General features: G+C 64.9%; 8 protein-coding genes. 5 read left to right on the top strand and 3 right to left on the bottom strand.

Features of this window, described 5'->3' with window-relative positions; genetic code table 11:
* Positions 1-184: 184 nt before the first annotated feature.
* On the bottom strand, positions 185-610 hold the full coding sequence (locus ABD923_RS14845; protein ID WP_259549839.1) for an Rrf2 family transcriptional regulator: 426 nt from the start codon (positions 608-610) through the stop codon (positions 185-187).
* Positions 611-713: 103 nt separating this feature from the next.
* Here ABD923_RS14845 and ABD923_RS14840 point away from each other — a divergent pair, with 103 nt between their 5' ends.
* A complete protein-coding gene (locus tag ABD923_RS14840) occupies positions 714-1,922 on the top strand; it encodes an NnrS family protein (RefSeq protein ID WP_259549177.1) in 1,209 nt (402 codons plus the stop codon).
* A gap of 4 nt (positions 1,923-1,926) precedes the next feature.
* Entirely contained in the window at positions 1,927-2,598 is a 672-nt protein-coding gene (locus tag ABD923_RS14835; RefSeq protein WP_259549178.1) for an NnrU family protein, read from the top strand.
* A 5-nt stretch (positions 2,599-2,603) separates the two neighbouring features.
* On the opposite strand, the gene ABD923_RS14830 is transcribed toward ABD923_RS14835, so the two are convergent.
* Together ABD923_RS14830 and ABD923_RS14825 are read right to left on the bottom strand one after the other, a co-directional pair.
* Positions 2,604-2,846: a hypothetical protein gene (locus tag ABD923_RS14830; RefSeq protein WP_259549179.1), complete on the bottom strand. Its 243-nt coding sequence runs from the start codon at positions 2,844-2,846 to the stop codon at positions 2,604-2,606.
* On the bottom strand, positions 2,830-3,477 hold the full coding sequence (locus ABD923_RS14825; RefSeq protein WP_310796403.1) for a helix-turn-helix domain-containing protein: 648 nt from the start codon (positions 3,475-3,477) through the stop codon (positions 2,830-2,832). The genes ABD923_RS14830 and ABD923_RS14825 overlap by 17 nt, the downstream gene beginning before the upstream one ends.
* Positions 3,478-3,784: 307 nt before the next feature.
* Between ABD923_RS14825 and ABD923_RS14820 the strand changes: the two genes are divergently transcribed.
* The 3 genes from ABD923_RS14820 (at position 3,785) to ABD923_RS14810 (ending at position 7,465) form a co-directional block, all read left to right on the top strand.
* On the top strand, positions 3,785-4,282 hold the full coding sequence (locus tag ABD923_RS14820; protein WP_259549193.1) for a universal stress protein: 498 nt from the start codon (positions 3,785-3,787) through the stop codon (positions 4,280-4,282).
* An 18-nt stretch (positions 4,283-4,300) separates the two neighbouring features.
* Positions 4,301-5,950 (top strand): MFS transporter, encoded by a 1,650-nt coding sequence (locus ABD923_RS14815; RefSeq protein WP_259549199.1) that lies wholly within the window; start codon positions 4,301-4,303, stop codon positions 5,948-5,950.
* A 114-nt stretch (positions 5,951-6,064) separates the two neighbouring features.
* Positions 6,065-7,465, top strand: coding sequence for a NarK family nitrate/nitrite MFS transporter (locus tag ABD923_RS14810; RefSeq protein WP_259549203.1), 1,401 nt, complete (start codon positions 6,065-6,067; stop codon positions 7,463-7,465).
* Positions 7,466-7,468: the final 3 nt, after the last annotated feature.

Here is a 7,468-nt window from a genome sequence, read left to right as displayed (position 1 = left end):
GGGCGCTGGCAAGGTCACCGACCTTGTTGGCGCAGGTCGCAAAAAGACCCGGATGACTCGCCACCGCCACCGCCACCGCCTCCGGCTCGCGCAAACTGGCAAGCTCCGTCCCGAAACCTCATCGCCCCAACTCCAACTCGGCCAAGCCAGATCGCATGGCCGGTCATGCAGCCGCCAGTCTGTCTTACCCACGAGTACGCGCACCGTCGGGATAGTATAGGCAGTCGGCGAGCGTTGCGCGATTCAGTTCCGAGATGAAGGCCGCATTGGCAGCCTTGAGCCGGACCTTGAGGCGGCATGTGGGGGTCAGCGTGCAGGTGTTGCCAGATGCCTGGAAGCACTCGACCAGCGCCTGGTTTGTCTCCAGCTGCGCGACGACCTCTCCGAGCCGGATCGAGGCCGCCGGTTGCGCAAGCTGGAGGCCGCCGCCCCCACCGCGCCGGGTTGATACCCAGCCCCCGTTTGCCAGCTTCGAGACCACTTTCGCCAGATGCGCGCGCGAGACCTGGAATTCGCGCGCCAGCTCTGCCGTGCTGAAGGCGCGACTCGGGTCGCCTGCGAGTCTCATCAGGACACGAAGCCCGTAATCGGTGAAAGATGTGAGCCGCATCGACGCACCTTTTATTTGGTATTTGAAATACGCATTAATGCCCGCTAGCCAATGCGTCAAATTCCGTTTCCGGTGTTCGGAAACGCGCCCGAACGGAGCGCACATGACCCAGACCACGATCGAGCAGGTTCGGCGATGGAGAGGTCCGGCGGTGCTGAGCTTCGGGTTCCGGCCCTTCTTTCTGGTTTCAGCCCTCTGGGCCGCGCTTGCTATGGGGGTGTGGCTTTTGGTGCTGGCCGGGCATGTGCTCGTGCCCACGGCGTTCGATCCGGTGTCGTGGCATGCGCATGAGTTTCTGTTCGGCTATCTCGGCGCGGCCATCGCGGGGTTTCTGCTGACCGCGGTTCCGAACTGGACGGGGCGTCTTCCCCTCGTGGGGTGGCGCCTTGGCGGTCTGGTGGCGCTGTGGCTGGCGGGGCGGTTCGCCGTCGTAACATCGGGGCAGGTGTCCCCCGTCATCGCAGCGCTGGTCGATCTCGCCTTTCCCGTTGTGCTGGCCGGTGCGCTCGCCCGCGAGATCGTGGCCGGGCGGAACTGGCGCAACCTGGTCGTTCTGGGCATGCTGGCGGTCTTCACGCTTGGCAATGCCCTGTTTCATTGGGAGGCGGCGCGGGGCGGATACGCCGCATCCGGCATGGGGCTGCGCATCGGGCTGGGTGCGGCCATCATGATGATCGCCGTTATCGGCGGTCGGATCATCCCGTCCTTCACGCGCAACTGGCTGGCGAAGGGCGGGACCACCGCGCTGCCTGCGCCGCCGATGCAAAGGCTGGACCGGGCGGTCTTGCTGGTGCTTCTGGTGACCCTTCTGAGCTGGGCCTTTTTCCCGTCCGCCCAGGCGACCGGCTGGCTGCTCCTTTTCACAGGGGCGCTGCACCTGGTGCGGCTTGTCCGGTGGCGCGGCCTTGCGACGCTGACCGAGCCCCTGGTGGCGGTTCTGCATGCGGGCTACCTGTTCGTGCCGCTCGGTGCGCTGGCCCTCGGGCTCGAGATCCTGCGGCCCGGCACCCTCGGCATGGGGGGCGCGCAGCATCTGTGGATGGGCGGCGCGGTCGGGCTGATGACGCTTGCGGTGATGACGCGGGCCACCCTGGGGCATACGGGCCGGCCGCTGTCGGCCGATGCTGGCACGGTGGCCGTCTACTGGGTGCTGGCGGTCGCTGTTGCGGCACGGGTCGCGGCGGGGGCCTCGCCGGGCCTTGCGGGGCCGTTCCATGCGGTATCCGGCGTGGCCTGGATGGCCGCCTTCGGCGGGTTCTGCATCCTCTACGGCCCGTTGCTGTTGCGGCCGCGCGGCATGGGCGGGGCCTGAGGTCATGGCGTGGCTCGAATTTGCGGTGGCCTTCGCCGTCTTCTTCCTGAGTCATTCCCTGCCGGTCCGTCCGCCGCTGCGACCCTGGCTTGACGACCGACTGGGGCGGCGCGGGTTCGCCATCGCCTATTCCATGCTGTCCCTTGCGGTCCTGGCCTGGCTGATCGCGACCGCCGGGCGCGCACCTCATGTGCCGCTCTGGGCCTGGGCGCCCTGGCAGAACTGGGTCGTTCTGGGGGCGATGGCCAGCGCGTGTCTGATCCTTGCCGTCTCCCTCGGTCGACCGAACCCGCTGTCCTTCGGCGGCGCCGCTGATGCAGCCTTCGACCCGGCGCGTCCGGGCCTCCTGCGGTGGGTGCGGCACCCGATCCTCCTGGCGCTCGCGCTCTGGTCGGTGGCGCATCTTCTGGCCAATGGTGATCTGGCGCATGTGCTGTTGTTCGGCACGTTCGCGGTCTTCGCTGTTGCAGGGCGCAAGCTTGTCGATCGGCGCAAGCGCCGCGACCTTGGCGCGCGGTGGGAGGCGATCACCGCCGCCGCGCGGAGCGGGCCGGTTTCCCTTCGCGACGCGATGGGCGGGCGGTCGGCAGCCCTGCGGCTGACGGCGGCGGCACTGGGTTTTCTCGGCCTGCTTTGGCTTCACCCGCTGCTCATCGGAGCAAGGCCCCTGCCGTAAGGGTGTCAGCCCAAGACGTCTTCGATCCAAGTCATTGCCGCCACCGCACGCGGCAGGCCGAGCGGACTGATGGCCAGCGCCGGTTTCACCAGCCGCCTTTCGCGAACGGTCGGCATGGCGGCCTCGGACGTGGCCTTGCCGGGCGCGGCATAGGCATCCCAGACGCCGGGATATGAGGCGGCAAGACCGCCGGCAGCGCCGCGCGTGGATTTGGGTATGGTCTGTTCTTTCTCAGATCCTGTCGTCATCGATCAGGGGACTTGGCCTTGCAAAATCTTCCAGATCGGCCTGGTCGTTGATGGTGATGCGGTTGCCCGCCGCAGTGACGCCATAGGCCTGCAGGTTCTTGAACGCGCGGCTGAGGTTCTCGGGCGTCATCCCCAGAAGCGAGGCGAGCCGCGCCTTGCCGAAGGGCAGGTCGAAGCTGGGATCGCCCCCGGAGCGGCCCTGCTCGCGCAGCAGGTAGTTGGCCAGCCGTTCGAGCGAGGTGCGCAGTTTCAGATCCTTCATCGCCTTGACCTTGCGGCGATAGGATTGCGACAGCTCGGTCACGATGGCGCGTGCAAAGTTCGAATCCCGGTCGAAGATCGCGCGCACGTCCTGGCTGGGGATCAGGGCGATCCGGCTTTTTTCGAGTGTGCGGGCCGACATCAGGTAGGGGGCATCCTTGATCGTCGCAGCCAGGATGAAGGTCGCGACGGGCCGCACGGTGGCAAGGCTCGAGTCGCGCCCGCTCCACGAGGCGAAAAGGTCCACCGAGCCCGACAGCACGATATGCAGGAAATCGCTGGGATCGCCCTCGGTGATCAGGTCGATTTGCGGCGGAAAATTCTGCACGTAGCTGCCGCGCATCAGGCTCTGGAAATTCTCCTCATCCATGTCGGAGAAGATTTCGAGATTCCGGACACCTGGAAAATCGGTTTCGGGCATACCCAATCGCATCGCTGGCCTACTCTTGATATTTATCAAGCATAAATCTGGAAAAAGTCAAGAACAGGGCAGGCGTGTTTGGGCGCACCAAATGCGAAATGCGATCCCGTATCGTGACGTTTTTCGGTAAGTCATTTATTTTGCTACACTTTCATCGATAGCATGATCCAGATCAAGTTTCTGTCGCATCGGCGGGCGCAGGACGGTCCCAACGCGCTGTGCGCCCCAAGGCGGGTGCAGAACACCGGAGGGACAGATGGAAATCATGCTGGCGTACGACCATTCGCGAAACGCGCGAATTGCGCTCGACGCAATCACGGAGATGTTCGGCCTGCTGAAGCCGGCGGTGACGCTGGTGTCGGTGGTCGAGGACATCGGCAGCGCCACCTCGGAGGCAGATGAACTGTTCTCGGAACAGTACCGCGACCAGAAGGCGGGCGTCGAGGCGGCGGCCGCCGAACTCATGGCGGCCGGCTTCGAGGCCATGGTGATCCTCGCCGAGGGCGATGCACGCAAGATGATACTGCGCGCGACCGAGGAACGGCAGCCCGACCTGTTGGTCATGGCGCGCCACAGCCACCAGGCCGACGGCGGCCCGCTGGGGTTAATCTCGCGCAAGCTCGACGCGCTGGTCGAGGAATTCGACCACATGACCTTCGGCTCGGTCTCGGCCTTCCTCGCGCGGCGCGCGAAATGTCCGATCCTGATCGTTCCCACCCATGTCGCCGCATCCTCGATGCAGGCCGCCGAGTAACCCCGGGGGGCAAGTACAATGAAAATCTCGAGCCTTTTCCGGGTGCAGGACCGCGCGATCCGCGCGCTTCACCTGACATGGATCGCCTTCTTCATCACCTTCTACGTGTGGTTCAACATGGCGCCGCTGGCATCCTCGATGCTGGCCGCGAACGACTGGCTGACCCGCGACGACATCAAGCTGTTCGCCATCGCCAACGTGGCGCTGACCATTCCGGCGCGCATCCTCGTGGGGATCGCGCTCGACAGGTACGGACCGAGGCGGGTCTTTTCGATCCTGATGGTGGTCATGGCGGCGCCGACGGTCTTCTTCGCCTTCGGTGACACGGCGATGCAGCTTTTCATCTCGCGCCTCGTCATGTCTTCGGTCGGTGCGGGCTTCGTCGTCGGCATCCACATGACCGCGCTCTGGTTCAAGCCCCGCGACATCGGCTTTGCCGAAGGTTTCTACGCTGGTTGGGGCAATTTCGGCTCGGCCGCCGCCGCGCTGACGATCCCGACCATCGCGCTCCACATGTTCGGCGGCGATGACGGCTGGCGCTACGCCATCGCGCTGTCGGGCGTGATCATGGCGGCCTACGGCGTCTTCTACTGGTTCGCCATCACCGATGGCCCGTCCGCCGACACCCACAAGAAGGCCCGCAAGGGCATGGCGCTGGAAGTGTCCACCTACAAGGACCTGGCCCTTCTGGTTGTATTCACCGTGCCGTTGATCGGGATCCTGTCGATCCTCGTCTACCGGGTGCAGATGATGGGTTATATCGATGGCTTCGTCGCCACGATCTGCTACGCCGCCGTGGCCACGCTGGTGGTCTACCAGGTCTGGCAGGTGCTGCGCACGAACCTTCCCATCCTGAAAAAGGGCGTGCCCGAGGATGACCGCTACCCGTTCAGCTCGGTCGCGGCGCTCAACACGACCTATTTCGCCAACTTCGGCGCGGAATTGGCCGTGGTGTCGATGTTGCCGATGTTCTTCCAGGAAACCTGGGGCCTGACGCCGGTGACGGCGGGCCTGATCGCGGCCTCCTTCGCCTTCATCAATCTGGTGGCGCGACCCATGGGCGGGCTCGTGTCGGACCGGATGGGCAACCGCCGCTTCGTGATGCTGGCCTATATGCTGGGCATCGCCATAGGCTTCGCGCTGATGGGCCTGCTGAACAGCTTCTGGCCGCTGATCATCGCGATCGCGATCACTATCGCCTGCTCGTTCTTCGTGCAGGGGGCCGAGGGCGCGACCTTCGGCATCATCCCCTCGATCAAGCGCCGGGTGACGGGGCAGATCGCGGGCATGGCGGGGGCCTACGGCAACGTCGGTGCGGTCTTCTACCTCTTCATATTCATGTTCGTGGATGCCTCGACCTTCTTCTTCATCATCGCCTCCGGCGCCCTGATGTCCTGGATCGTCTGCTACTTCTGGCTGAAGGAACCCGAAGGCGGCTTCGGCGAGGAATACGTCCTCAGCTCCGTTGACGAGGCGATCGCCGCCGAGGCAGCGCGCCGGAAAGAGGCCGAGGCCGAGCTCGCGCTGATCTTCGAGGGATCCGAGAAGGTGGCGCTGGCGGAGAAGGGCGACAGCCTGACCGTGACCGCGAAATTCAAGGATCTGAACGACCTGAAATCAGCCCTGGCCCGGCTTGGTCCGCGGTCTGAACAACAACCGGCCGAGTAGGTCATCGCACATCACGTTCCGGGCGGGGGGAGCCGCCCGGAACACCCCCAAACGGGCGCGTTCCGCGACCCGATTGGCAAAATGCACGCTGGTGCACGCCGAAAGGAAGAGAAAATGGCGATTACGGATCACCCCTCAGGCCGCAGCGGTCACGTGCTGACCGACTGGCGCCCCGAAGACCCGCAGTTCTGGGCCGAGAAGGGCAAGGCCATCGCAACTCGCAACCTCTGGATCTCGATTCCCAACCTGCTCATGGCCTTCTCGGTCTGGATGGTGTGGTCGGTTGTCGTGGCCAAGATGCCCGCCATCGGCTTCGACTTCTCGGTCGGAGAACGCTTCTGGCTGGCGGCCCTGCCGGGCCTTTCGGGCGCTACGCTGCGGATCGTCTACAGCTTCGTGATCCCGGTCTTCGGCGGACGCCGCTGGACGGCGATCTCCACGGCTTCGCTGCTGCTGCCCGCGCTTGGCATCGGCTTCGCGATCCAGAACCCCGAAACGAGCTATTTCACCTTCCTGATCCTCGCGCTGATGTGCGGGTTCGGCGGTGGCAACTTCGCCTCTTCCATGGCGAACATCTCGTATTTCTATCCCAAGAGGGTAAAGGGCCAGGCGCTGGCGATGAATGCGGGCCTGGGCAATTTGGGTGTGTCGGTCATGCAGTTCGTCGTGCCGCTGGTGATCACCATGGGCGTCTTCGGTGCCCTTGGCGGTGAGCCGCAGCAGATGACGGATGGCGGCCAGCTGTGGTTGCAGAACGCGGGGTTCATCTGGGTGCCTTTCCTGGTCGTCGGCACCATCGCCGCCTGGTTCGGCATGAACGATATCGCGGATGCGCAGGCCAGCGTGGGCGAACAGATGTCGATCCTCAAACGCTCCCACAACTGGATCATGTGCGTACTCTATGTCGGCACCTTCGGGTCGTTCATCGGCTATGCCGCAGGCTTCCCGCTCCTGATGCGGACCCAGTTCCCCGAGGTCGACGTGCTGAAATACGCCTTCCTCGGCCCGCTCGTCGGCGCGCTTAGCCGCTCGGCGACCGGCTGGGTGTCCGACAAGTTCGGCGGTGGCCGAGTGACCTTCTGGGTGTTCCTGGGCATGATCGCGGCGGTCTATGGCGTGATCGCCTTCCTGCCGTCCACGCCCGAGGCGGCGGATGGCAATTTCTGGGGCTTCTTCGCCTGCTTCATGGCGCTCTTCTTCCTGACCGGCGTGGGCAATGCGTCGACCTTCCAGATGATCCCCTCGATCATGAAGCAGGAAATCCCGCGCCTCATGCCCAAGCTGGAGGCGGCGCAGATGCAGCGCACGATCGAGCGTGAGTCGGCTGCCATCATCGCCTTCACCTCGGCCATCGCGGCCTATGGCGCCTTCTTCATCCCGAAAAGCTACGGCACTTCGATCGCCATGACCGGCAGCCCCCACGCGGCGCTCTGGGCCTTCCTCGGCTTCTACGCGCTCTGCGTGGTCGTGACCTGGTTCTACTACACCCGCAAGGGCGCCCCGGTGCCCTGCTGATCC

The organism is [Roseibacterium] beibuensis (genome assembly GCF_039542305.1).
GTDB lineage: Bacteria > Pseudomonadota > Alphaproteobacteria > Rhodobacterales > Rhodobacteraceae > Roseibacterium > Roseibacterium beibuensis.
This window is presented reverse-complemented; position numbering and strand designations above follow the sequence as displayed.